Below are 1,551 nucleotides of genomic sequence, written 5' to 3'. Positions count from 1 at the left end.
CGGCTGCTGGCCGAGGCCGTACACAACGAGATCTTCGCGTTGGGACGGCTGCAACCGTTCGTCGACGACCCCGACGTGGAGAACATCGACGTCAACGGCTGCGACCAGGTGTGGATCACCTACTCCGACGGCCGCAAGGTGCCCGGCCCGGCCATCGCCGACAGCGACGAGGAGTTGGTGGGCAACGTCCGCCGCTGGGCCGCCTACCAAGGCCAGACCGCTCGGGACTTCTCCATCGCGCGCCCGCGCCTGCACCTGTCGGTCGGACGGACCCGGATCGCCGCGATCATGGGCGTCACGCCCCGCCCGTGCCTGTCGATCCGCAGGCACGGCATGCTCCACGCCGACCTGGACGACCTGATGGCGTCCTACACCCTGGACAAGGGCTGCCGCGCGTTCCTGGCCGCCGCCGTACGCGCCCACAAGGACATCGTGATCACCGGCGGGATGGGCGACGGCAAGACCACCTTCGCCCGCGCCCTGGCGGCCGAGATCGACCCCGACGAGCGGATCGCGACCGTGGAGAAGGAGTACGAGCTCTTCCTCCACGCCCAGCCCGACCGGCACCGCGACGTGCTCGCGCTGGAGGCCCGCGAGGGCAACACCGAGGGCTTCGGCGCGATCACCCTGCACCAGCTGATCGAGGACGCCCTGCGCTTCAACGCCCGCCGCATCATCGTCGGCGAGGTCCGCGGGGACGAGCTGGTCCCGATGCTGGAGGCGATGAACACCGGCGGCGCCGGCTCCATCTGCACCATGCACGCCGACTCCGCCGACCAGGTGTTCTCGCGGATGCTGATCCTCGCCGGCTCGGGCGGCCTGTCGATCGCGCCGGAGACGCTGTTCCGCACCATCGGCATGGCCGTGGACTTCGTCGTCCACCTGCGGCACGAACTCCGCCACGACCCCGGGCGGCCTGGTGAACCGCCGCTACGTCGCCGAGATACACGAGGTCCTGCCACCGGCCGACGGCCTGGAGCCGGCGGTCAACCGCGTCTACGTCCCCGGCCGGGACGGACGGGCGGTGCCGAACACCATCCCGCAGTGCATGGACGAGCTGGTCGCGGCCGGGTTCGACGCCAACCTGTTCGCGGGAGGGTGGGCGTGACCGGCTGGCTGGCCGCGCTCGCTGGAGCGGCGCTGGTCGCCGGGCCGCTGCTGGCCGCCGCCGGGTTCCTCCGGGTTCCGGTACGTCCGCCGCGCCCGCCGCGACGCCGGATCCCCCACTCCGCGCTCATGCCGTTGGTGTACGGGCTGGGCGCGTTCTGCGTGACGTGGTGGCTGACCGGCTGGCCGGTCGCCGCCGCCGGAGCAGCGGCCGGCGCGGTGGCCCTGCCGCGCATGCTGACCAGCCGCGACACCGTCCAGCGGATCGAACGGCTCGAAGCGCTGGAAGCCTGGATCCGCCACCTGGCCGACGTACTCGGCGGCAGCGCGGGCATCGAAGAAGCGCTGCGTTCCAGCGCCGACCACCCACCCGCGCCGATCGCCACCGAGGTGCGGGCACTGGCCCGGCGGCTCACTTATCGCACCCCCACCGAGCAGGCGCTG

The 1,551-nt window shown here is 72.4% G+C and carries 1 protein-coding gene; it reads left to right on the top strand.

The window, feature by feature from the left end; all coding sequences use genetic code 11:
- Window positions 1-1,551 (top strand): CpaF/VirB11 family protein (locus ABGA98_RS45600; RefSeq protein ID WP_347624736.1); only part of this gene is annotated, 1,551 nt, incomplete at both ends.

This window comes from Nonomuraea sp. B1E8 (genome assembly GCF_039871515.1).
Taxonomy (GTDB): domain Bacteria; phylum Actinomycetota; class Actinomycetes; order Streptosporangiales; family Streptosporangiaceae; genus Nonomuraea.
This window is presented reverse-complemented; position numbering and strand designations above follow the sequence as displayed.